Annotated in this window: 12 protein-coding genes; 11 read left to right on the top strand and 1 reads right to left on the bottom strand. The window is 32.1% G+C overall.

The window, feature by feature from the left end; all coding sequences use genetic code 11:
- Nucleotides 1-5: 5 nt before the first annotated feature.
- Nucleotides 6-794, bottom strand: coding sequence for an SdiA-regulated domain-containing protein (locus tag EI427_RS22740; RefSeq protein ID WP_126619363.1), 789 nt, complete (start codon nucleotides 792-794; stop codon nucleotides 6-8).
- A 364-nt stretch (nucleotides 795-1158) separates the two neighbouring features.
- Here EI427_RS22740 and EI427_RS22745 point away from each other — a divergent pair, with 364 nt between their 5' ends.
- From EI427_RS22745 to EI427_RS22795, 11 genes are all read left to right on the top strand, one after another.
- Nucleotides 1159-2031 (top strand): phosphatase PAP2 family protein, encoded by an 873-nt coding sequence (locus EI427_RS22745; protein ID WP_126619365.1) that lies wholly within the window; start codon nucleotides 1159-1161, stop codon nucleotides 2029-2031.
- Nucleotides 2032-2070: 39 nt separating this feature from the next.
- Nucleotides 2071-3039 carry a helix-turn-helix domain-containing protein gene (locus EI427_RS22750; protein ID WP_126619367.1) on the top strand — a complete coding sequence of 323 codons (969 nt, stop codon included), beginning with the start codon at nucleotides 2071-2073 and terminating at the stop codon, nucleotides 3037-3039.
- Between the two features lie 308 nt (nucleotides 3040-3347).
- A complete protein-coding gene (locus tag EI427_RS22755) occupies nucleotides 3348-3527 on the top strand; it encodes a hypothetical protein (protein WP_126619369.1) in 180 nt (59 codons plus the stop codon).
- Nucleotides 3528-3794: 267 nt separating this feature from the next.
- Entirely contained in the window at nucleotides 3795-4901 is a 1107-nt protein-coding gene (locus EI427_RS22760) for an efflux RND transporter periplasmic adaptor subunit (protein WP_126619371.1), read from the top strand.
- A gap of 13 nt (nucleotides 4902-4914) precedes the next feature.
- Nucleotides 4915-8046, top strand: a complete 3132-nt coding sequence (locus EI427_RS22765) for an efflux RND transporter permease subunit (RefSeq protein WP_126619373.1) — start codon at nucleotides 4915-4917, stop codon at nucleotides 8044-8046.
- A gap of 3 nt (nucleotides 8047-8049) precedes the next feature.
- Nucleotides 8050-9444: a TolC family protein gene (locus EI427_RS22770; protein WP_126619375.1), complete on the top strand. Its 1395-nt coding sequence runs from the start codon at nucleotides 8050-8052 to the stop codon at nucleotides 9442-9444.
- Nucleotides 9445-9829: 385 nt separating this feature from the next.
- Nucleotides 9830-12916 carry a T9SS type A sorting domain-containing protein gene (locus tag EI427_RS22775; RefSeq protein WP_126619377.1) on the top strand — a complete coding sequence of 1029 codons (3087 nt, stop codon included), beginning with the start codon at nucleotides 9830-9832 and terminating at the stop codon, nucleotides 12914-12916.
- Nucleotides 12917-13187: 271 nt separating this feature from the next.
- A complete protein-coding gene (locus EI427_RS22780; protein ID WP_126619379.1) occupies nucleotides 13188-18266 on the top strand; it encodes a sulfatase-like hydrolase/transferase in 5079 nt (1692 codons plus the stop codon).
- Nucleotides 18267-18585: 319 nt separating this feature from the next.
- The gene (locus EI427_RS22785; protein ID WP_126619381.1) at nucleotides 18586-21369 is read left to right on the top strand and encodes an Ig-like domain-containing protein; all 2784 of its coding nucleotides are present in this window, start codon (nucleotides 18586-18588) and stop codon (nucleotides 21367-21369) included.
- Nucleotides 21370-21648: 279 nt separating this feature from the next.
- Nucleotides 21649-24045 (top strand): TonB-dependent receptor, encoded by a 2397-nt coding sequence (locus EI427_RS22790; RefSeq protein WP_126619383.1) that lies wholly within the window; start codon nucleotides 21649-21651, stop codon nucleotides 24043-24045.
- A 23-nt stretch (nucleotides 24046-24068) separates the two neighbouring features.
- Complete coding sequence (locus EI427_RS22795) at nucleotides 24069-25280, top strand: hypothetical protein (RefSeq protein WP_126619385.1); 1212 nt, start codon at nucleotides 24069-24071, stop codon at nucleotides 25278-25280.
- The last annotated feature ends 4 nt before the right edge of the window (nucleotides 25281-25284 follow it).

A 25284-nucleotide genomic window follows, 5' to 3' on the forward strand; every position in this document is an offset into this window, starting at 1 on the left:
TTTGATTAGAATTCTAATATACGTGCAGATATCTGATCACCTTTTTCTGTAGAAATAAATAATCTGCCACTTGGAGAAATACAGATACCTTCGGGTTGAGGGAAAACACTTCTTGGTAAGTTATGAGTAGCAATAATTTCTTTTGAAGCAGCATTTAAGATAAATAATTGCCCAGAGCGATGAGATAACACATAAACTAGTTGTTTTGTATCATCAAAATAGACAGCAGATGGACTTAATTTATTTCCCTTTGGAAGTGTAAATGCTAAAGATATATCATTGTAATCTTCCATATTTACTTTATAGATAGCTTTATAGTCAGCTTTTTTACCATTAATACCCCCTTTACCTTTTAATGCTACTAGAAGGTGTGATTTATCATAAAAACAAAGTCCTTCAATATCATTATCTACTGTAAACGGCAATTGAACTTTTGTAACTTCTTCTTTCTTTTCGTTTACAATGTGTAGCTTTCCTTTACTGCTTATAACATAAAAGAAGGGTGCTTTGTAAGTGATTCCTTCGTAGTCACCATCTTTTCCAAAATTTATCTTTTTAGTTACTTCTTTTTGTTCAAGATTATAAAGATAGATATTCCCTTTTTCGTCATTTACACAAGCTAAGGTGTTTTCTGAATGCCATGTTAAACCAGAAACTTCTTCTAACTTAGAAGGCATCACCCATTTGGCTTTTGGTGACGAAAATGAGCCATGATTTTCTGTACTTTGAGCACAAGAAAAGAGCATATTGCTAAATAAAAGGTATAAAATTATAAGGTGTTTTATAAAAGTCATTGAAGAAGATGTTGGTTGATATATCAAAATAACTAAAAATACTTTTAAACAGTGTAAAGTTTCATTAAAGATTTTCTACCTCGAAGTTTAATTTCGGCTAAAGGTGATAATTTCAATTGTATTTTTTTTGATAAACTACTAGAAATTAATATAAAAAACACCTATGTTTTTACATTCTCATTGAATTCTAGCTGTTGCATTTACTACATCACCGTGATAGGCTATCTCTTTTTTTAATTATACCAATTTGCATTGACGACACAATACCTGTATCAAAATACAACAATTTGGCACACCTTCTAGTTCTTTGAATATATTTTTAATAATTTAGATAATAGCATTCTATTTTTTATATAAAATTACTATGGTTAGAATACTCTTCATTCTCTTTATTTTTTCTAGTTCGATATCTTATTCACAGGACTCTTTAAAGTGGTACAAATCAAAATCTAAAGTATATTATGCACCACCTGTAACAACAGCAAGTATTGCTGCAGCTGGTTTATTAGCAAATTACCTCGGTATTAAGAGGCTCAACAATAGAGCATCTTTAAACCCAGATGAGCTATTAAAATTAAATATTAATGATGTCAACTCATTTGATAGAAATGTGTTTAATTATTCTGTAAATGATAGAGAAGATTCTCATAATTTTACAGATTGGGGGCTTTATATTTCTGTTGCTATACCATTTGCACTATTTATAGATCCTGCAATTAGAGAAGATTGGTTAGAGGTTTCTTTAATGTATTTAGAAACTCAAATGATAGCAGTAAATATTTATAATTATCTAGGACCTGGTATTTTTAGAAGATACCGACCAATAACATATATGCACGGAGAAGGAAACCCTCCTGTAGAAATGGATGAACTTACAGATAATAATAACGAAAGATCATTCTTTAGTGGGCATACCTCTAATACTGCTTGTGGAACTTTCTTTGCTGCAAAAGTATTAACAGATTACCATCCAGAGTGGTCTACAGGGGCAAAAGTTGGAGTATATGTTGCCGCTTTTATACCGCCAGCATTAGTTGGTTATTATAGAACAAGAGCCTATAAACATTTCTATACAGATGTAATTACAGGATGTGCTGTTGGAGCATTAACAGGTGTTTTTGTTCCTCAGTTACACAAACATTTACGCTCTAAGAAAAATAAATATGGTGGAGCAACATCGTTTATGCCAATTATGCAACCTACTATGATGGGGCTGTATGTAAAGAAAACATTGTAATTAATTTTTCAATAAATATAGACTTATTTCCATTTTGGTATGAATAAAGACGTGGACATATTAAAGGAGTGGAACAATCTATTTAAGGGAGATCTTAAAGAAAATGTACTCACTTTTGATAATGAAATAGGGATAGGAAAAATTGAAGGTTTCTGTCATGATGAAAGAGTAGAGATATTAAGATTTAATTTAGAGATGCATCAAGAATTTCCAATTAAAGGAGATTTTTTTGAGAAGACAGATACTTATATTCCTATTTTTTTTAAAGAACCTGATTTTAATACACAAATTGATTTAGCACATAGAATTGAAAATTCTGAAGAAGTAAAACAATTAGTTGAAAATGGTGCTTTTTCAACTAATTCTAAAGACAGTTTAAATTTTGATTTTTATATCAATAAACCTGTAAAGTTTATATCAGTACGCTTACGAAATGATTATTATCAGGAGTTAATAAATGAGTCTGAAACATTAAAAAAATTATTTTCGCCGAATGCTCCTTTTTATGTTTTTGAAGAATTTAATGCCTTATTAGGGAGTGCATTTTTAAGAGCTTTTGCTATAAAACAATCTTCTTCTTATAAAGTAGTTTTAATGCATTCAGTAGGTATTCATTTAGCTGCTGAGTTTTTTGATAAATTATCGCAGAGAGAATTCTTAGCAGAAGAGAATAAATACCCTTTAAGTACAAAATCAGTTTTTCAGGCACGAGCAATTTTAACAACCAGATGGGATAAAGAATTAACTATAGATGTTCTTGCAAGAGAATGTGGATTAAGTGCGAGTAGACTAAGAACATTATATAAACAAGTTTTTGGCATAACAATACATCAATTCCATAATGATGTAAAACTAGATGTTGGAAGAACTATGTTATTAGAAGGTGATAAAACTATTTCTATGATTGGTGTTGAATTAGGGTTTTCTAGTGCCAGTCATTTTACAACTGCGTTTAAAAAGAAGTACGATATAACACCAAAAGAATATCAAAATAAAAACAAAAAGTAGGTAGTAATTCTTTCTAAAATTGACGGATTTAGGATTGTATTTAAATAGGAGAAGCATCAATTTTAACGTTGTATGAGTACTTTTTTTTATTTTATGAAACCTTATTGTATATTGTACGTTATAAATTTCTTTACTTTATCGGAGTCATTGTTAGTACTAACTAAAAAAAAACCAGTTTATTAGAAGTGTGTATTAAGAGGATAAGAGTTGGCCGATAGAGTATAAAAATGTAATATTTTACTTATAAGATTTCTAATTTGATCTATACTTTGTTTAGATGAAATGAGGATTATTTAACTTCGACAATTATGAAAAATTCAGGAAGAAATGCTTCAAGATTTGATGCTAGATTAACTAGGAATAAGGAAACCAACAATTTGGTGAACTTAATGAATAACTTTTATGTACCGGCAACTACTACAGAGAAAGAGTTTGTACATTATAAATATTTATTAGATCAAGTAGCAAATAAAGCGGAAGACCGCTAAAAATATACGATTAACCTCTCTTTTTGAGAGGTTTTTTTATGTTTAATTAATAATATATTTTGTATTTCTTTAAATATTTTCTCTTTTTTAAGCTTATTGTCACACTTTTACATCTTTTTGGTTAGTAAATCTTCACCTATTTTACCAAACATTAAGATAATGTTTACTAACTAAACAATATTAGTTGAAACAAATATTTTTGTAGCCAATTAAATCAAGCATCTTGCCTTATATTTAATTAGACCTAAAGTATTTTTGAGATTAACAATGACGAACACTATTAAATTATTATTATTAACTCTACTCATAACTTCTTGTAACAATAACCTTAAGAAAGTAAAAGAAAAACCTTTACAATCTTATAAAGTAGTTGCCTCAGAAATAAGAGATATAGATTATGTAAAATCGTACCCCGTAAGTGTGAGAGGGGAAGTAAGTAGTGAAGTACGTGCAAAAATTAGTGGTTATATAGATGCCGTATATGTTGATGAAGGGGAAAGAGTAAAAAAAGGACAACGCCTTTTCCATATCGAAACAGCTTCACTTTCAGAACAAGCACAAACAGCAAAGGCACAAGTAGAAGTAGCAGAAGTAGAAGCAGATCGTCTACGTCCGTTAGTGGAAAAACAAGTAATTAGTGAGATTCAGTTGAAAACGGCTGAAGCTAGACTTGCTGAAAAAAGAAGTAACTTAAATACTATTTACGCTAACATTAGTTACGCAACAATTTCTAGCCCTGTAAATGGTGTTGTAGGTTCTATTAATTTTAGACAAGGAACATTAGTAGGTCCTAATACAGAAACGCTAACAGAAGTTTCCGATATCCGTAATGTATTTGCTTTCTTCTCTATGAATGAGAAAGATTTCTTAGCTTTTACAAAAGATGTTGAAGGGAAAACAATGAAGCAAAAAATTGCTAACCTTCCTCCTGTAGAACTTCGTTTAGCAGATGGTTCAATGTACAAGCATAAAGGAAATATTGTAACAATTTCTGGTAGTATTGATCAAGAAACGGGTGCAGTATCTTTTAGAGCAAAATTCCCAAATCCAGAAGAAACTTTAAGAGACGGTAGTAGTGGTAGAATTCTTGTAAGAAATCAGGTGAAAAATGCTTTAGTAATTCCTTACCAAAGTACCTTCGAGCAGCAAGGAGATTTTATAGTATATAGAGTGTCTGCATCTGATTCTTTATATACAAAAAAAGTAAAGAGCAGTATTAAAACAAAACAATTACTTGTAATTGAAGAAGGCTTAGAAGAAGGTGACATTATCCTTGCAGAAGGAGTTAACGTTGTTCGTTCTGGAAATAAAATTATTCCTCAAAAGACAACTATGGATGCCATTCTTAATTCATACCAAGTTCAATTTAAATAAATAACCCTCCAATATGTTACAGAAATTTATTGATAGACCTATTCTATCGACGGTTATCTCTGTGGTAATCACTTTGTTGGGTATCTTAGGGTACGTTGAACTACCTGTATCTCAATATCCTAATATTGCACCTCCAACAGTATCTGTAGATGCTAGTTACCCTGGTGCAAGTGCAGAAACAATTCTTGAAAGTGTAATTGTTCCTATCGAAGACCAAATTAATGGTGTGGAAGGAATGACTTACATGACCTCTAGTGCAAGTAATGATGGAGGTGCAAGTATTACAGTATTTTTTGAGCAAGGAGTAGATCCTAACGTTGCTGCTGTAAATGTTCAAAACCGTGTAGCAAGAGCAAATTCTAAATTACCAGCAGAGGTAATTAGAAATGGTGTCATTACAGAAAAGAAAGAAAATTCTGCTTTAATGTATGCCGCTGTATATTCTGAGAATAAAGATTACGACGAGACGTTTGTCTTTAATTATTTCAATATCCATGTAAAACCAGAGCTACAACGTATTAAAGGTGTAGCATCTGTAAGTGCTTTTGGAGCGAAAGATTATGCCATGAGAGTATGGTTAGATCCTGCAAAAATGGCAAGTTATTCTTTAACTACAAATGATATTAGGAATGCAATTAACGAGCAAAGTTTAGAAGCTGCAGCTGGTGCACTTGGTCAGAATTCCGGGTCTCCTTTTGAGTTTGTGATTAAGTATAAAGGTCGTTTCAAAAATAAGAATGAATACGAAGATATCATTATCCGTTCTATGGGTAATGGTCGTTATTTACGTTTAAAAGATGTTGCAACGGTAGAACTAGATGCTTTTTCTTATAACTCAAAAAGTATTACACTTGGTCATCCGAGTATTAGCTTCGGTATATATCAAACACCAGGTTCTAACGCACAGAAAGTAATTGAAAATATTCACGAGGAATTAAAAAGGTTAGAAAAGACATTCCCAGATGATGTAAAATATGTGATTAATTTCGATACCAATCGTTTTTTATCAGCATCAATGGAAAAAGTAACACATACTTTAATAGAAGCATTTATTTTAGTGTTTTTAGTAGTATTACTTTTCTTACAAGACTTTAAGTCAACATTAATTCCTGCAATTGCAGTACCCGTAGCAATTATTGGTACATTCTTCTTCCTAAATTTATTTGGGTACTCTCTTAATTTACTGACGTTGTTTGCATTAGTATTGGCCATTGGTATTGTTGTAGATGATGCCATTGTTGTTGTAGAAGCAGTGCATGCAAAATTAGATATGGGAGAGACTGATGTACATAAAGCGACATCAAAAGCAATGGACGAGATTGGTGGTGCAATTATTTCTATTACGTTGGTAATGGCAGCTGTTTTTATTCCAATTACTTTTATTAAAGGACCTTCTGGTGTATTCTATGAGCAGTTTGGAGTAACGCTAATTATTGCAATTTTAATATCAGCAGTAAATGCATTAACATTAAGTCCAGCACTTTGTGTAATGTTCTTAAAAGGACATCATGGAGATAAAAAGAAGAAATTCATAGATAAGTTTTATGATGCTTTCAATTTAGCATTTGACATTGCCGTTCGTAAATACGGTAGAGTTTTAAATGTTATGTTAAAGCACAAATGGATTACTGTTTTAGCACTTGCTGGTTCTATTGCGGGTATTGTTTATTTTGATGCCAATACTCCATCAGGTTTTGTTCCATCAGAAGATAGAGGGGTAATTTTTGTAAATATGGAATTACCAATTGGCTCTTCTTTAGACCGTACATACGCTATGACAGAAGAGATGTTAGATTCTATGAAGAATATCGAAGGTATTCACAGTGCATCTATGCGTTCAGGATCTAACTTTTTCTCTGGTGCTGGTAGCTCATATGCTCTTGGTTTTGTATTATTAAAAGGATACGAAGAAAGGACAACACCAGAAACTAGTTTAAAGGGTATAATGGCTCAATTAAAAGCAAAAACGGCAAATATAAAGACAGCTCGTTCTATTTTCTTTGTGCCGCCAAGTATCCCAGGTTTTGGTAGTTCAGATGGATTTGAATTTCAAATTTTAGATAAATCATCAGGTACTTTAAAAGGGTTAGATGAGGTGTCTAAAGAGTTTACAAATAAAATAAGTAATAGCTCTGTTATTGGTTTTGCATCTAACTCATTCAATGTCAATTTCCCTCAGTTAGAAATGGAAATTGATGTGGCAAAAGCAAAAGAATCTAAAGTAGTTATTAAAGATATATTTAGTACGCTCCAAGGTTTTATTGGTGGTTATTATGTGGCGGATTTTACTCGTTTTGGTAAACAATTGAGAGTAAATATGCAGGTAAAGCCAGAAGATAGAAAAGACGCATCTAGTTTAGATAAGATGTTTGTGAAAAATAGTGAGGGAAAGATGGTACAGATTTCAGAGTTTGTTCATCTTAAACGTACTTATGGACCACAATCAATAAAGCGTTTTAACTTATATAATTCAGTTTCTGTAACTGGAGGAGTAATGCCCGGACATTCATCTGGTGAAGCAATTGCTGAAATCAATCGTTTAGCAGAAGAGTCATTACCGCAGAATTATCAGATTGCCTACTCTGGTTTAACAAGAGAGGAAATTAATTCTTCAGGGCAATCAGTGTATATTTTCATGTTGAGTATTCTATTTACTTACTTGTTCTTAGCAGCACAATACGAAAGTTATATTGTTCCTTTTTCAGTATTATTATCTATTCCATTCGGTATTTTTGGAGCATACGCTTTTACTAACTGGGCAGGATTAGAGAATAATATTTACTTCCAAGTTGCCATGATAATGCTTGTTGGTTTACTTGCAAAAAATGCCATTTTAATAGTGGAGTTTGCCATTCAAAGAAGGCAAGAAGGACTATCCTTAGTTAATGCAGCTCTAGAAGGTTCTAAAGAACGTATTCGTCCTATTTTAATGACCTCTTTTGCATTTATTCTTGGTTTAATGCCATTGGTATTAGCAACTGGAGTTGGTGCAGCAGGTAACAGATCTATTGGTACGGGTGCAGTAGCTGGTTTGTTTGTAGGTACAATGTTAGGCTTGTTGTTTATACCTGTATTGTTTGTTTTCTTTCAAGGAATCCAAGAAAAGATTACTCCTTTAAAAAAGATTGAAGATCAAAATAAATAGAATATGAAATCAATTAAATACCTAGTGTATAGTATTCTTATTGGTTTACTATTTACATCTTGTTTACTTAGAAAAGAGTACAATAGAACTGTTGAGGTAGACAACGATCACCTTTATAGAATAGATACAGAAGTAGATTCTACACAGAATTTTGGCACTATTATTTGGGCCGATTTCTTTAAAGATTCAGTGCTTAAGCAATATATTGAAAAGGGTTTAGAACAAAACTTTGATGTACGTATTGCTTTAGAAAATGTCGAAATTGCAAAATCTCGATTCAAGCAAGGTAAACAAGTAAATCTACCTACAGTTTCTGGAAATGTATCTGGAGCATATACTAAAAACACCCAAAATGGTCAGTTTGGTAATGCTTTTGGTGATATTACTAGATACGATGTTGGCTTGGATATTTCTTGGGAAGCTGATATTTGGGGTAAATTAAAAGCAACTTCAGAAGTTGCCCGTATGAATTTATTGCAACAGTCTGAGGTTAAAAAAGCAATTACTTCTGATTTAGTAAGCCAAATTGCATTCAGTTATTATAGACTTATAGGATACGATAAGCAAAGAGATATTCTTGATAAAACGATTATAGCTAGACAAGAAAGTTTAGAAGTAACAGAAGCTCTTTTTTCTGCAGGCGAGGTAACTTTGGTAGCCGTTAAACAATCAGAAGCTTTATTGTACAACTCTAAAGTACTTTTAGTTGAGGTAGAAAAGAATATTGAAATTACTGAAAATGCACTCTCGTTTTTAATGGGAGAATCTGGACAATTACTAGAGAGAGATACCACATTTACAGACCGTTTTGATTTTAAATTAGATGTTGGTATTCCTATTCAATTGTTAGAAAATAGACCTGATATTAAATCTGCAGAATACTTACTTATCAATTCATTTGAACAAGTAAATATTGCAAAGGCTAACTTCTACCCTTCTTTAAAAATTTCTGTTGGTGGAGGTTTACAAAGTACTGACTTAGAAAATTGGTTTTCTCCCTCATCATTTTTATTTAATGTGTTAGGGCAAGCAACACAACCTATTTGGAATCAGCGTAAGATTAAAACGGAATATGAAGTTAGTCAGTCGCAGGAGAAAAAAGCACTTTTTAACTTCCAAAGACAAATATTGATGGCAGGGCAAGAGGTATCAAACTCTGTCATGATCATAAATAGGCAAGGTGATATTATAAATAATCAGCAATTAGAATGCGATGCATATAGAGATGCCGTAGAATATTCTCAAGACTTATTATTATTTGGTTCAGCCAACTATCTTGAAGTAATCACAGCAAGACAAAATCTATTACAAGCAGAATTAGTGTTGGTAAACAGACAACTTGATTTAATCACTGAGTATATTAAGTTATACAATGCACTTGGTGGCGGATGGAGTTAAGGCATAATTCACTCTAGACAAGAAAGACATTTCAATTTATATTGGGATGTCTTTTTTTTAGATCAATTTTTACTATTTGATCATAGTTTACTTTAAATATTAATGCGTAGTGTTATTGGGTGTTGTATTATTTGGTTTTTTTTTATTGATGAATGAGCAAAGTATACTAATAAATATAATTATTCGAACATCGAATTTAAATAATTGATTAATAGTAAGTCTTAGAGGTTGTAGGAGGTCAAGATCTGATTGTTATAGGTATAAAGATGGTTATTTCTCTAAAAAAACGCTCTATATATTGTAGCATCAACACTTAAAAAAGGATTTAGAGATCATGACTTTTATGATTTCAGTAAATTCTAAAGATCAATAACTATGAAATATTATGAAAAGAAAATTATTACTTTTACTAACATTTTTTGCTCTTGGTATAACTACTATTTCTGCACAATCTACCTACTATGTAGACAATGTAAATGGTGCAGATAGTAATAGTGGATTATCAGAAAATTCGGCTTGGAAAACACTAGATAAAGTGAAAAGTACTAGTTGGAGATATAAACCCGGTGATAATATATTATTCCATTCTGGACAGGTTTGGGAAGGTAAATTCTTCTTCAATCAGCTTTTTGGTACAAATGACGCCCCAATTGTTTTCAGTTCTTATGGAGACGGAGCAAAACCCCATATTAAAGGAAATGGAGAAGATAATGCTACAGTACAATTGATGAATTGTGGGTATGTTACTTTTAATGGCTTTGAAGTTACTAATAAGGGAGAACAACAAAAAGGAGGAAGATATGGAATAGAAATTAGAGCAAATAATTACGGTGAAATTTATGGAACACAAGTAATTAATTGTGATATACATGATGTAAATGGTGAACAAGAAAAAGGTAAAGGTCAAGGCGGAGGAATCCTTGTTAAAAATACAGGGAGTACAGTGAGAAGCCGTTTGGTAGATGTTCTAATTGAAGGAAACCATATTTATGATATTGTTAGAAATGGAATTTATGGAAACTACAATTTTGGTTTAGAAAATCCTTTTAGAAACAAGAATATTGTTATTCGAAAAAACGTAATTGAAAGAATACCAGGTGATGCAATTGTTGCTTTTGGTATGGAAAACGCTTTAGTAGAATACAATATATGTAGAGATTTTACTCCTTTGTTAGATGCAAATGATAATGCAGCAGCTGGTATTTGGGCTTTCAATTCATCAAATACTATTATTCAATACAATCAAGTAAGTGGGCATAAAGCTAAACATGACGGCCAAGGTTATGATGCTGATTTTAATTGTGAAAATACAGTTATTCAGTACAATTATAGTTTTGACAATGTAGGTGGATTTTTACTAATCTGCTCAGATGGGTCTAAATCTACTGCTTTTAATACAAATCCAATCGTTAGATATAACTTAAGCATTGGAGATGGTTTTAGAACGGACGGTAAAAAATACGCAAACAAAGCACCTTCCATTCATATTGCAGGACCTGTAGAAGGGGCACAAATTTATAATAATACAATTTATACACCAGAAAAACCATCTTCTGTAGCAAAGGAATTTGTGAAATCGAATAGCTGGTTTGGCGTTAGTAATAACACATCATTTTACAATAATACATTTTATGGTGTAGATGCAATGCTTTTTGATATGACATCGAGTAGAAATAATATATTCTCTAACAACGCCTACCATGGCACTACAAATATTTTAGATGACAACCCAATTGTGGGTACTCTTTTAGGTAATCACTATGATTCTCTAACTAATAAAAATACAAACGGTTTTAATGTTGATAACAATGGTGGAAAAGATTTCTTTGGGAATACAGCTTCTAATAACAGCGTCGGTTTTTTTAGTGGGAATGATCAAAGCATATTATCATTATCTAAAAGATTAGTAGCCAATACGTTGGAGGTTGCTATTGATGGAGCAATATCAAATGCTAACGTTAGAGTAGTAAACCTTGTTGATTCATTAATGGAGGAGCATAGTGCAGTTAGTGGAGTATTGTCAATAGATGTTTCAACTTATCCTCAAGGAGTATATATGGTAATTTTGGAAGATGGTTCATCGGTAACAACTCAGAAGTTTATAAAAGTGAAAGATGTTGAATTTGATGAACTTGAACCAACACCTAATCCAATACCAAAACCTCCTGTAGAAACTTTAGAAGATGAAATTACTCTGAACGTTGGAGAGGTTAAACCGTTAGTGATTAAAAATACATTAACTTGGAAAAGTGATAATGAAGCTGTTGTTTCTATAGATGGTAATGGAATAATTACAACTTTAGATGGAGGTGTTGCACTAATTTCTGCTTTTGATGATAAAGGAGAATTATTACATGAAATAACTGTTGTTTCAATATCAAATGGTGCGGTTAGTGTACCTCAAATCACTAATGTAATTTCGGCAGAAACTTCTGCAAAAATTTTATTTACTGAAGGTGAAAACTCTACTTACCATAGAGTTGGATATAAAGCAGAAGGGAAACCTTGGCAAATAGTAGATAGTGTGTATAATACAGCTTTAGATAGTTATCAATTATCTGATTTAGAAGCCAACACAACGTATCATTTTAGAATACGTGCTATGAATAGTACCAATATTTCAGCATGGTCGGCCACTACTTCTTTTGTAACTCAATTAAATGAGATTGATATTACACTTAGTGAACGTGAAGTAAATCTAAATACGGGGGATAAACATCAACTCATTGCTACTATTCTTCCACATGAAGCTGCAAACCAAGAGTTATTGTGGAATAGTGATAATCCTTCTGCTGTTAAGGTTGATAATCAGGGAGTTATTGAAGCTTTAGCAGGTGGTATTGCTACAATTACAGTAACTACTTTAGATGGAAATGTAACCACATCGGCAACAATTATTTCTACTAGTTCTGGAGCTATTGGTATTCCTGTAGTTTTAGATATTTCTTCATCAGAAACATCTGCAGAAGTTGCTTTTACAGAAGGAAGCAATGCAACTTATCATAGATTAGAATACCGTATAAAAGGGAGTTTATGGGTAGAAATTGATAGCGTTTTTAATACCTCAGTTGATACTTACCGATTAACAGAATTATTAAAAGGTACAACTTATCAATTTAGAATGCGTGCAGTAAATGGTACAGGTTTATCTTCTTGGTCTAAAATTCAAACATTTATTACATCAGGAAGTAATGCAAGGCTGAATGGTAATACATCAATTTCTAATTTAGAACAGGAAATTAGTATCTATCCTAACCCAATATCTAGTGGTTTTGCAAATATTGTATTACAAAAAGAAACTAATAATTTAGTAATTGAAATTTATACTAGTATTGGCCAGTTATATAAAGTGGAGAAAAGTACAAATATTTCTCGTTATAAGGTTGATATTTCAGGGTATTCATCAGGTATTTATTTTCTTAAAATAGTAACTGATAATAAGATTTATACAAAGAGAATTACAATCAGATAATTGCTTTAAAAAGCAATCATATACTTTACCTTTCTATTGGTTATTAATCAATAGAAAGGCTTTTGTGTTTAATCATATTTTGTATATTTAAGTAATTGATTATCAATGTTTAAAATTCAATTTAATTGAGACTGAATCAATAGTATTTTGACCTAAAATAACCACATTTATACTAACTTAAACGTATTGTTATTCATTCTGAAATCATAGGATTATATTCACAATATCATTAGTGTTTAAGGAACACTTATCAACTAAATTTTTTTTTGAAATGAAAAAATTATTACTATTTACTATCAACTTAATCTTACTATCAACTAGTCTAACATTTGCAACGACTTGGTACGTGAGTACAACTGGAGATAACTCTAATAATGGAGAGTTATCTACACCCTTTCTTACAATTGATTATGCTTTAAGCATTGCCGCAGATGATGATACAATTCATATCTTAGGTACAATAACAGAAAGCCAAATAATGATCACTAAATCAATTACGATAGAAGGAGACTCGCCATCTACTTCAATTGTTCAAAGTGATAATATTTCTGCAATTGAATTACTAGCAGGAGTCAATCCTCCTACCTTAGTAAGTAATTCACGTATTTTTACAATAAATACTGTTGGCATTAATGTGAGGTTTAAAAACTTAACTATTCAAAACAGTGTCGATCTTGGTCAGGGAGGAGCTATTATAAACAATAAGTCAGCCTCAGTTCTTGAAATTGAAAGCTGTAATTTTATTAATAATTACTCTGCAAATTCAGGAGGTGCTATTGCTACCAATCAAGAGTTATCTATTAAAAACTCTTCGTTTATAGGTAACGAAAGTGCGTCTCATTCTGGAGCCGTTAATAATAATTCAGGTGGGTATCCTTTAACTATAGAGAATTCTTTATTTTCAGGTAATAAAGCCAGTGGTACGGGTAGTGGTGGTGCCGTTAGAACTAATTCGCAAAATGTTTCTTTAGTAAATAATACTTTTGTAAATAATAGTACATCGGCTGTAAATAAAGTAGAAGGGGTTAACTTCTTCGGATCTACAGGTACAATTAATTTATATAATAATATTTTTTATAATAATAAAGGCGAAAGTGATGATAGAGTAGATGGCGAAGATTTAAGTATTTCTACCACTGGAACTATCACAGTTAATGCTAGTGCTAATATAATTTCTTACATTCATGCATCCACAACAAGAGGTTTGTTTACAGGGAATAATAACCTTTTGCAAAGTGCTAATGTTACTGCTGATTTAATAAAATTTGGACCATTACAACAAGCACAAAATGGGTTATATGTATTGCCTATTTACCCTACATCAATCGGAGATAATACAGGTGATGAAACAAATGGAACTTTAGAAGATGCGTTGGGTTTTGTAAAAACAAATTATGATAGAGGACATCTTTCGATTGGTTCAACACCAATAGCACCAATATTTATCACTGATCAATATCAAAATTATCCTGAAAATCAAGAAGCTTTAACGTTAAAAACATTGTCGGAAAGTAATGCCGTAAGTTTTGAGATTATTGGAGGAGAAGATCAAAGTGCTTTTACAATAGATAATAATGGTGATTTATCTTTTAATACTCAACCTCAATTGGGAATTCCTAATGATACTGATAACGATAATGTTTATAAAGTAGAGGTGAAAATTACGGAAGGAAATTTATCTTCAACTCAACTTTTTGAACTCAGTATTGTAGGGGCAAAACTAAATGTTGTCATGATCGTTTTAGATGATTTAAACGATTATGCGGGCTTTATGGGAGGTCATTTGCAAACAAAAACGCCAAATATAGATCGTTTAGCAAGTCAAGGTGTATCTTTTATGAACGCACATTCTAATGCACCATTATGTGATCCATCAAGAGCTAGTTTCTTGAACGGTATCTTGCCAATTACATCACAACATTTTGGTACTGGTAATAGTAATTGGAAAAACAATGTAGTTCTAAAAGAATCAAAATTGATTTCCGAATATTTTATGGACAATGGTTATACAACCTATAAAACTGGTAAAATAACACACTCAACAAGTGGTGAAAACAGTTGGTGGGATTATGTTCATGAAAACTCTCATGATTATGGTCCATTAGCTTACAATGGAGTTGGAGGTGCAGTGCATCAAAACTCAGTACATCAAATGCACGATGCTGGCGGTTCTTTAGATGGAGTTTATGGGAGATTATCTGATATACCACGAGTGAGAACACATTCGTCTTTGCAAAATGCATCAAGGTATACTGAAGGGTGGTTTAGTACTACATCTAAAACGGCATTTAGATATGTAACAGAAGAAGACAGAGATTTAATGCCAGATGAAAAAAATGTGGCATGGACTGCTGCTAATATTAAAGCATTAAATGACATGGATAGTGACGACCCGTTTTTTATGGCCGTTGGAATTATTAGACCTCACTCTCCATTTGTTGTTCCTGATAAATATTTTGATATGTTCCCTTTAGAGGAGATTCAATTACCAGAAATATTTTTAGATGATCGAGATGATTTTACATACGATCGTTCTAGTAGAGGACATGAAATTGTAGATGTTTTAGAGCACAGCCATATTGATAAAAATGAGGGGCTAAAAAGGTACTTACAAGGGTATATGGCTAGTGTTGCTTTTGCAGATGAAATGGTTGGTAGAGTAATGACTGCCGTAGAAAACAGCAAATTTGCAAACAATACAATTATTATGTTGTATAGTGACCATGGTTATAATATGGGTGAAAAAGATTATGCACATAAAAACAACCTTTGGGAGCATGGAACTCGTGTGCCTTTAATTATTAAATCTCCACTTTTTAAGGCAACAAGCGGACAAAAAGTAGATCACCCTGTCTCGTTAGTAGATATTTACCCTACGCTACAAGATATGTGTTACCTAAATGGGGATACTAAGCATTCAGCATTAGGAGCAGATTTAGACGGACATAGTCTAAAACCATTTTTGATGGATGTAAATTCACAAAATTTTGAAGGTGATGAAGTGGCTTTCTCTTGTATTGGGAATTGGTTTTTCAAAACAAAAGGTCACCAAAATTACGGAATCAAAAGTAAACGTTTTAGATATAATAATTATGCAGATGGACAAGATGAACTGTTTGATCATCTATACGATCAAAATGAGTTTATTAATGTAATTGATCATCCTGCATACGCTGAAGTAAAAGCAGCTTTTGATCAAAAATTAAAAAATAAACTTCATTCAGAAATACTATTAGAGGATGAGCTAAGTTCAACTGATAATGCATTTGAAACAAGTGAGAACTTAGGTAAAGCAAATGTATCATGGGGAAATGCTTACGTTCATGACAATACTTTACTACAAAGAAATGCTGCTGGAAATGCTTTCCTTACCTATGAAGTGAATAACCCAGGTGATATAAATATTGAAATTTGGGCTCCATTAATTACTGTGGATGGCAAGAAAGTACCAAATGATATTGGGACACTAAAAGTATATGCATCTTCTGATAATTTAACTTGGAATGAAGTTTTAACAACAGAAATTTTAGGTAATTATACATGGGATAGCAATATTTTAACCTACCAAAATGCAGATGAATTCCCACAGAATACAAACTTTGTAAAAGTGGTTTTAGAAGGAGATGGAGCAGGTTATAATTTAGCACTATTAGGTAAGGTAGAAATTTTCTCTAAAGAGGACAGAAACATTATTATGAATCTGGATGACCTTACTGTAGATGTAGACCCGACAATTTTTGATATCGACCCAAATAGAATGAGAACTAGCGAAGCTATTCTTCCTGTTGTAGCAGATGATTTTAGTTCTGATAATATCTATTACCAGAAATCAAATAATAATTACTTGACAAATGATAGTGGAAATAGTTTTCATAATGATAAATACCGTTTTGTAAAAAGTGGTGCAGAAGATGCATTTATAACATATGAAGTAGACGATGTAAGCGGTATACGTGTAGAAGTTGTACAACACCATAGTGGTACTAATATTGTAAATTCTGATACTGTATTGACAGATGCTGCAGTAGAATTGTTTACTTCTTCAGACAATATAACGTTTACTAAAGTGGCTACTAGATCAGTTTCTTTATTTATTGAAGACATTATTAATAATGAAGGACAAGCTAACGAAGCAATGGATTTGTATCGTCATTCTCATAAATTTGCAATCATTTCTGACCAAGATTTATCACAAGAAACAAAATATGTAAAGGTTATTTTAAAAGCAGAAAATGATTGGGGCACACAACTAAATGGTGTTTATATTTATGGTCAGAATAATGGAGGGGGCACTATAAAACAAGACCAAGTAATTGCTATAGAACCTATAGAAGACAAAACGGTTACCGCTGCAGATTTTGATATTCTTGCAACAACTACATCAGGTTTACCATTAAGTTATTCTGTTTCTGGACCTGTAGTTTTGGAAGGAACAACCCTTTCTTTAACAGGAGAAGCTGGAGAAGTTGCTATAACTGTTTCACAAGTGGGTAACGGAACATTCAATACCGCAACTGAAAGCATTACATTTACTGTATCTGCTTTAAATATCACGAGTATTTCATTAAGCGAAACTGACCTGCAATTAAACGTTGGCGAGAATCATCAACTTATTGCTAATGTACTACCTACTGGGATAGCTGCAGAATTAATGTGGAGTACAGACAATCCGACAGTAATAGAGGTAAATAACCAAGGAGTAATAGAAGCAATTAGTGGCGGTGCTGCAACAATTACTGTGTCTACTTTAGACGGTACTATTTATGCAACAGCAACAGTAATTTCTATATCAAATGGAGTTGTAAGTGTACCTTCTATTATTGAGGTAACCACAACAGAAACAACAGCTTTAATTTCATTTTTAGAAAGTAGTAATGCTATTTATCATAGGTTGGAATATAAAATTGATGGAAAAGGATGGGTTGAAATTGATAGTGTTTTTAACAGTGCGATAGATACATATCTTTTAACTGATCTTATTCCAGAATCAAATTATCGATTTAGAATGAGAGGCATAAACAGTACTAGGCTTTCTTCATGGTCTCCAATAGTAGATTTTTCAACGTCAGGGAGTAATGCAAGAAAATCATCAGAGGTTTCTAGCTTAGAAAATGAAATTAGTATTTATCCTAATCCAATAGATAATGGATTTGTAACCATTGTAATGCAAAATTCATTAATAGCTTTTAATGTAGAGGTGTATAATAGTATAGGGCAACTACATGAAATAGTAAAAGGTAAAGAAGTATCAAATTGTAAGATTGATGTTACAGGTTGGGCTTCTGGCATCTATTTTATGAAAATCATTACAGATGAATTTATAGAAACAAGAAGAGTAATCATTAAATAATTACTTATAATTTCAAAAATTGAAAGTCTTTTTATGGCATTAAAAACCATAGAAAGACTTTCTTTTTTTATCGTGAAATTTATCTCATTTATATAAACACTTACATTAAATATATCAACCTGAAGTGTTGCGTCAGATAATTTTAATAAAATAATAGCAGATACTCTAAAAAAGTCAAAATGTGCTACGTATATGTAAATTTTTGATGAATAACTCATACATCTCAGTCATATATTGTGCATTCAACACTTGCAGTTATAGATGTTGATTTTTAACAATTGGGAGGGTTCTTTTATTTATCTCCTTAACGAACAAAATTATGATGAAAAGATTGGTACTACTAACATTTCTAATTCTCAATTCTTTACAACTTACTGCTCAAAATACTTACTATGTAGATATAGAAAATGGAGCAGATGCGAATAACGGATTGACGAAAGAAACGGCTTGGAAAACAATTACTAAAGTGAAATCCTTTAGAACAAAATATGTTCCTGGCGACTCTATATTATTCCATACAGATCAAGTATGGGAAGGACAATTAGTGTTGAATAACTTTGTAGGAACTAAAGAAAACCCGATCACTTTTAGCTCTTATGGTACAGGTGTAAAACCACATATAAAAGGTAATGGAGAGGGCACTATGGCCGTACATTTAATGAATTGTGCATACATTACTTTTGATGGTTTTGAAGTAACAAACAGAGGTGAATCGCCATTAGGAGGGAGATATGGTATTGAAATTCGTGCAAATAATAAAGGTGAAATCTATGGTACTCAAGTAAAAAATTGCGATATCCACGATATAAACGGTGAACAAGATAAGAACGATGGCCAAGGTGGTGGAATCTTAGTTAAAAATACAGGAAGTACCACTAGAAGTAGAGTTGTTGATGTTCTTATTGAAGGAAACCATATTTATGATGTGGTAAGAAATGGTATATACGGCAATTACAATTTTGGTTTGGATACACCATTTAGAAATAAAAATGTACTTATTCGTAAGAATTTAATTGAAAGAATACCAGGGGACGCAATTGTTGCTTTCGGGATGGAAAATGCAATTGTTGAATATAATATTTGTAGAGATTTTTCACCTCTTTTAGATTTAGAAAATAATGCAGCTGCAGGTATTTGGGCTTTTAATTCTGTAAATACCATTATTCAACACAATCAAGTAAGCGGACATCAGGCAAAGCACGATGGGCAAGGGTATGATGCTGATTTTAATTGCGAAAATACTATTATTCAATACAATTATAGTTTTGACAATGTAGGTGGCTTTGTCTTGATTTGTAATGATGGATCTAAAGAAACAGCTAAGAATATTAAACCAATTGTAAGGTATAACTTGAGTATAAATGATGGTTTCCGTACAGATGGGAAGAAATACGCCAACAAAGTTCCTGCTATTCATATTGCTGGCCCTGTTACAGAAGCACAGATCTATAATAACACAATTTACGCACCTAAAAAGCCTGCTTCTGTAGATAAAGAATTTGTAAAATCAAATAGTTGGTTTGGTTTTGCAGATAAAACTACATTTTATAATAATACTTTTTATGGTGTAGAATCAATGGCTTTTAACATGACATCAAGTACTAATAATGTTTTTTCTAACAACGCATATTATGGCACTACAAATGCTTTAGATAGTAACCCAATGATTGGTACTGTTGAAGGTAATCATTATGCTGCTTTAGTTTCTAAAAGAACCAATGGCTTTAATGTTGAAAATGCTGGAGGTATGGATTTCTTTGGTAACACTGCAAAGCCAACAGATGTCGGTTTTTTTAGTGGAGATGAAGAGGAACATTTATCGTTATCACAGCGACTAGTACAAAATAAATTAGTGGCCTCTATAAATACAACTGTAAATAATGGCACACTAAAAGTGGTTAATTTATTAGACTCCTTAATGGAGGAACAATCACATGCTGTAATTAATGGCAATATTGAAATAGATGCGTCATCTTATCCACAAGGGGTTTATAGTGTTATTTTAGAAGGAAATGGTATTTTAATTTCTCAGAAATTTATTAAAGTTAAAGACCTAGGTTTTGAAGAGGATGAGGAAGAAGAAAAAAATGAAGTAACATTATCTGTAGGCGAAACGAAGAAATTAACGAAAGAAGGTGCAATAACTTGGAGTAGCGACAATACATCTGTTGTAACAGTAGATGAAACAGGTTTAATTAATGCAATTGGAGGTGGAAAAGCGACGGTTACAGCGTTAAATCATCTGAATGAGATAATAGCAACAATTGAGGTTACTTCTATCTCTTATGGGAATGTTGGTGCACCATCAAATGTAACTGTAAAAGCTTTAGATACATCAGCAACAATTTCTTTTACAGAAGGGAGTAATGCTACTTTTCATAAAATTGCGTTTAGGAAACAAGGACAAGATTGGGTAGAAATAGATAGTATTTACAACGATAATAAAGAAGAATATGTGTTAATAGGACTCGATGTATTGTCAACCTATGAGGTTAAGGTAAGTGCTGTAAATTTCACTAATACGTCTGGATGGACTTCGATAGTTACTTTTGTAACACAAATTAATGTAACAGGAATCACTTTAAATAAATCTGAATTAAGTATTTATGTTGGAGAAGACGATCAACTAGAAGGTACTATTTTACCAAATAATGCTACTGTAAAAGATATTAAGTGGACCAGTGATGACAGTTCCGTAGCTTCAGTGGATGAAAGTGGAGTTGTAACTGCTATAAAAAGTGGGGTTACAAATGTAAACGCAACTACAGTTGATGGTGATTTTATTGCAACTGTAACAATAACTTCTGTATTAAATACTGTAGATGATGCTCCAATTACTTCAATTGGAGAAAATGATGAAGTTCTTCAAAATATAGTTGTCTACCCTAATCCTACTTCACAAAGTTATTTTAATATCGATTTTAATAAAATATCGAGTGGAACTATTGAAATGTATAATACAATTGGACTTGTTGTAAAAGAAATTAAGGTATATAACCAAACTGTTGTTAAGTTAGAAATTAAAGACTTAAATGCAGGTGTTTATTTTATTGTGATTTCTGTTGGTGGTAAGATGATTACGAAGAAGTTGATTGTTGAATAGTAAATTATATAAAAGTTTTCAAATATTTTTTTGATAGTTATGAAGCCTGTAATTGATTTTGAAATTAGTTACAGGTTTTTTCTTTTCGTTTTTGAGAAGTGATTAATCGAGGACAGCAAATAACAAAGTATACCACGAATAGTTTAGGTGATCAAAATCACTTATTTGTAATTAATCTAAATAAATATAATTAACAAATGTAAATGCTGTTGTAATAAAATCAGCTAACTAGTAACATTGTGTTGTTATTTAAAATTGATCTAAATAAAAATACTACCAATGCATTCTAAAGCATTACTGTTATTAATTTCTATATATCTTTCGCTAACAACCTTGGTATACGCTCAGCAAAGTGGAGCAATAAAAGGGGAAATTAGAGATGCAAATTCTGGAGAAGCCATTGTTTTTTGTACTGTTTTAGTAGAATCAGTACATAAAAGTACATATTCTAATGACTATGGTAATTTTGAAATTACTCATCTAAAAGCTGGAACTTATAAAATTCTATTTGCTAGAACTGGCTATAAGCAATTCACCAAACACGTAACTATTACCGGAAATTCTACTGTAAACTTAGAAGTTTTATTAGAAGAGAATCAGACTCAACTAGATGAGGTTTTAATTGTTGAGCAATCTGAGGCGACAAAGATGGAAACGCAAGGTTTTGCGGCTAAATCAATCTCTACAGAAAAAGTACAGGTGCAATCTATTCAATTAAATAACCTTCTTGATGAAACGCCAGGTATTACAGTAAGACAAACAGGAGGAATGGGTTCCGATGCTTCTTATAGTATCAATGGCCTAACGGGTAATGCTATTCGCTTTTTTATTGATGGTGTTCCAATGGAATATTATGGAAGTTCGTATTCTATTAATTCATTGCCAGTATCAATTATAGAAAAAATGGAGGTTTATAAAGGTGTTGTTCCTGTGGAATTAGGAAGTGATGCCTTGGGTGGTGCAATCAATATTACTACAAAAAATAAAACAGACAAAGCATTAGATGTCTCTTATTCTGGTGGTTCTTTTAATACACATCAAACTTCTATAAGTGGTAATTACCGTGATGAAAAATCTGGTTTTACGTTTAGAGGTTCTGCATTTTATAATTACTCAGATAATAATTACGAAGTGTGGGGAAAGGATGTTTATGTTACAGATCCAGAAACGGGTAGAATTGATAGGAGTGTTAAAGCGAAACGTTTTAATGATGCATATCAAGCTTATGGTACTAAACTAGATATTGGTTTTACAGATAAAAAATGGGCAGATCAATTTTTTATCAGTTTCCTAGCTTCTGATATGTACAAAGAAGTACAACATGGAGCAACTATGGAAATCCCTTATGGCGAAAGATATTATACTCAGAGTACGGTTATGCCAAGTTTATCGTACAACAAAAAAGACTTTTTAGCTAAAGGCTTAGATGTGAGTTTATTTTCTGCTTATTCAGAAAGAACACGTCAGGTGGTAGATACTACAAAAAATGTATACAATTGGTATGGTGAAGTATGGAATACAAAGCCAGTAGGGGGCGAGCAAGGTACGCCAACTTTAGCAAAAACGGATGAGGGTACTTTTATTAATCGTATCAATATTAATTATGCTTTAAACGATAACAATACAGTTACTCTTAATCAGGTATTTACCAAATTTAATAGGGTATCTGATGATCCTATGGCAGAAGTGGGGAAAAGAGCTTTAAATGATGAGCAAAACATGACGAAAAATATCATGGGCTTATCTTTACAAAACAGAGCATTTGATAATAAATTAAAGACGAATGTTTTTGGTAAATACTACGGGTACAGCTACGATAATGTAGATGCCGTGTATGAAAACAATATCTATGTTCCGTATCATAAAAGTAGCAAAGACCACAATTATGGATATGGAATTGCTAGTAGTTACCAATTAACATCAGATTTTTTAGTGTCTTTATCTTATGAAAAAGCAATTCGTATTCCTAAAGCAAATGAACTGTTTGGTAACGATGCTCAAAACGTTTTTGCTACGGATTCATTAAAGCCAGAACAAAGTCAAAATATCAATTTAGGCTTTAGATATGGTACACTTTATTTTGGTCCGCATAGCTTAACACTCTCCACAAACTTATTTTATAGAGATGTTACAGACTTAATACAACAAACAACTTTTGTAACCGGTGGACAAGATTATTTTGTGTACGAAAACCTCACAAGTATTTTGAGTAAAGGAGTAGATTTTCAAGTAGATTATAACTATGATTCTAAATTAGATGTTACTTTCTCGGCTTCTTATACAGACGCAAGAGACAAGGCTAAGTATGATCAGAACGGGAACGAAAATCTACATTATAACTCTAGGTTAAAGAACGAACCGTTTTTTCAGATAAACAGTAGTGTTCGATATAATTTTAGAGATGTAATACAGGAACAAGGAAATTTAAGCGTTTATTGGACAATCCGTTACGTACACGAATTCTATAGAAACTGGGAGTCTATTGGTAAGTATGATAAAGATATGATACCTACTCAATTTGTAAATAATGCAGGAGTGAGTTACAGTTTTCCAAAAAGAAAAATGTCTTTAAGTATTGATGTCAAAAACATCTTTAACGAACAAGTCTTCGACAACTTTGCCATACAACAACCTGGCAGGGGAGTATTCATGAAAATCAATTATTCTATTTTTTAAGAAATAAATTAATCTTAATATCGATGAAATTTTATCAATCAAACATTCTAATTAAACTATTCTCGCTTATAACATTATTCACTTTTGCTGGATGTAATAACGATGATACTACAAACGAAACACCAATTGACCCTACAGAAAAGGTGTTTAATATTGCAGCAGATGTTTCTACAACAGATGCAGCTATGGTTTATATGGCACCAACAAACTCTTTAACAGAGGGAGATTTTTCTATTGTTGACAACGGAACTGAAATGAAAGGGGAACGTTCGGCATACCTTGCAGAAGCGAACGGTTTAATTTATAACCTTAATTATGGTACTGGTGTAATTAGAGAATTAGAGTATGATGGTAAATCATCTTATAATCAACTAACTGAAATTAGTGTACAACAATTTGTAGGTACTCACCCTAGGTTTGAGGTAGTAAGTAATGAAAGTTTATTGGCTTTTTATGTAGCTACTTCTGAACCAAATACACAAAATGAAGTAGAAGTAACACTTCAAATTGTAAAAATGAAAATTCCTGGTTTACAGATTGAAGAAACAGAAGAAGTTAGTTTAGGTACTTATGCCGAAAACGATGCGTATGTTTCTAGAGTAGATGCTCCAGTAGTTATGAATGGGAAAGTTTACTTTGGTACGCAACAAAAAATTAATGGTAATCCTGATGGTTATGCAGACGACTTAGCTACAATTGTATTGGATTACCCATCTTTTGAAAATTATTCTATTGTACATTCTTCTCAGTCTAAAGGACATAATTACGGTTACAGAGGTCGTTCTATGTATGAATACCAAAATGCAGTTTACCAAGTCAACTGGCCAGTAGATGGTGCTGATGTTGTTTTTACAAAATTAGTAGATGGAGATTACGATAATTCGTATTCTTTTAATGTAACAGAAACGCTAGGAGGTGGAAGTTTTGGTTCTGTAAACTGGTTCCACATTGGTGGTGGTAAAGGGTATGTGGCTATAGAAGATAAATCTATTGATGATGATAATAACTGGTATTTAGCTCGAGTTGATGTGATCAATAAAACAATCGAGAAAGTAGAAGGAATTCCATATTCTGATCTATTTAAATACCAAAATGCAGTAGTAGAAGGAGAGAAATTCTATATGGCAATAAGCCCAAATGGAGGAGAATCTTTTGTCTATGAAATCGAAAATACGACTGCAGCACAAGGTCTACAGTTAGATGGTGGTAACGTTTATGTTCAAGGTATTTACTAAAAAT

Source organism: Flammeovirga pectinis (assembly GCF_003970675.1).
Taxonomy (GTDB): domain Bacteria; phylum Bacteroidota; class Bacteroidia; order Cytophagales; family Flammeovirgaceae; genus Flammeovirga; species Flammeovirga pectinis.

What these genes read in the sequence shown, in the direction of transcription:
- EI427_RS22740 (WP_126619363.1), bottom strand. Translation starts at nt 794, where the DNA reads ATGACTTTTATAAAACACCTTATAATTTTATACCTTTTATTTAGCAAT.
- EI427_RS22745 (WP_126619365.1), top strand. Translation starts at nt 1,159, where the DNA reads ATGGTTAGAATACTCTTCATTCTCTTTATTTTTTCTAGTTCGATATCT.
- EI427_RS22750 (WP_126619367.1), top strand. Translation starts at nt 2,071, where the DNA reads ATGAATAAAGACGTGGACATATTAAAGGAGTGGAACAATCTATTTAAG.
- EI427_RS22755 (WP_126619369.1), top strand. Translation starts at nt 3,348, where the DNA reads ATGAAAAATTCAGGAAGAAATGCTTCAAGATTTGATGCTAGATTAACT.
- EI427_RS22760 (WP_126619371.1), top strand. Translation starts at nt 3,795, where the DNA reads ATGACGAACACTATTAAATTATTATTATTAACTCTACTCATAACTTCT.
- EI427_RS22765 (WP_126619373.1), top strand. Translation starts at nt 4,915, where the DNA reads ATGTTACAGAAATTTATTGATAGACCTATTCTATCGACGGTTATCTCT.
- EI427_RS22770 (WP_126619375.1), top strand. Translation starts at nt 8,050, where the DNA reads ATGAAATCAATTAAATACCTAGTGTATAGTATTCTTATTGGTTTACTA.
- EI427_RS22775 (WP_126619377.1), top strand. Translation starts at nt 9,830, where the DNA reads ATGAAAAGAAAATTATTACTTTTACTAACATTTTTTGCTCTTGGTATA.
- EI427_RS22780 (WP_126619379.1), top strand. Translation starts at nt 13,188, where the DNA reads ATGAAAAAATTATTACTATTTACTATCAACTTAATCTTACTATCAACT.
- EI427_RS22785 (WP_126619381.1), top strand. Translation starts at nt 18,586, where the DNA reads ATGATGAAAAGATTGGTACTACTAACATTTCTAATTCTCAATTCTTTA.
- EI427_RS22790 (WP_126619383.1), top strand. Translation starts at nt 21,649, where the DNA reads ATGCATTCTAAAGCATTACTGTTATTAATTTCTATATATCTTTCGCTA.
- EI427_RS22795 (WP_126619385.1), top strand. Translation starts at nt 24,069, where the DNA reads ATGAAATTTTATCAATCAAACATTCTAATTAAACTATTCTCGCTTATA.